General features: G+C 64.6%; 1 protein-coding gene. It reads left to right on the top strand.

The genetic code is table 11. The annotated features are described in order from the left end of the window. Positions 1-447: ShlB/FhaC/HecB family hemolysin secretion/activation protein (locus J4D28_RS30315; protein WP_219734117.1), on the top strand; the 447-nt coding region annotated here is incomplete at its 5' end. Between the last annotated feature and the right edge of the window lie 75 nt (positions 448-522).

Below are 522 nucleotides of genomic sequence, written 5' to 3'. Positions count from 1 at the left end.
TACCTGCAGCCGTTCAAGCTGTGGGGCGAGTCGTTCAGCTTCAGCAGCCTGATGACCGGCCAGCGCAGCGAAGACGTGCTGTTCAGCCCGCAGCGCACCAGCCTGGGCGGGCAGTCGTCGATTCGCGGGTACAAGGATCAGTCGCTGTCCGGCGACAGCGGCGGTTACTGGCGCAACGACCTGCGCTGGAGCCGTCCGGTGACCCTCGGCTGGCTGCGTCCGGTGTTCGCCGAGTACGGCAGCAGCCTGGGCTACGACCAGGGCGTGATCCGTGGCGACCGTTACAACGGTGAGCAGCACGGGCGTCTGTCGAGCAACTCCCTGGAGCTGTTCGCCCGCGGCCAGCACCTGGCGACCAGCGTGACCTTCGCCCATTCCCTTGAGCGTCCGGATGTCCTGACTGAGCGCGAAGCGCCGATCTACTTCCGCCTGGACTTTTTCCTCTAAATCGCGTTTTTTCGAGACTTCGACATGGACGTTCGCCAATTCGCCTTCCTGGCCCGTCAGCCTTCTGCTGCCCTG

The organism is Pseudomonas sp. GW531-T4 (assembly GCF_017349615.1).
GTDB classification, from domain to species: domain Bacteria; phylum Pseudomonadota; class Gammaproteobacteria; order Pseudomonadales; family Pseudomonadaceae; genus Aquipseudomonas; species Aquipseudomonas chlororaphis_I.
The sequence above is the reverse complement of the archived record's forward strand: the minus strand, read 5'-3'. Positions and strand labels throughout refer to the sequence as shown.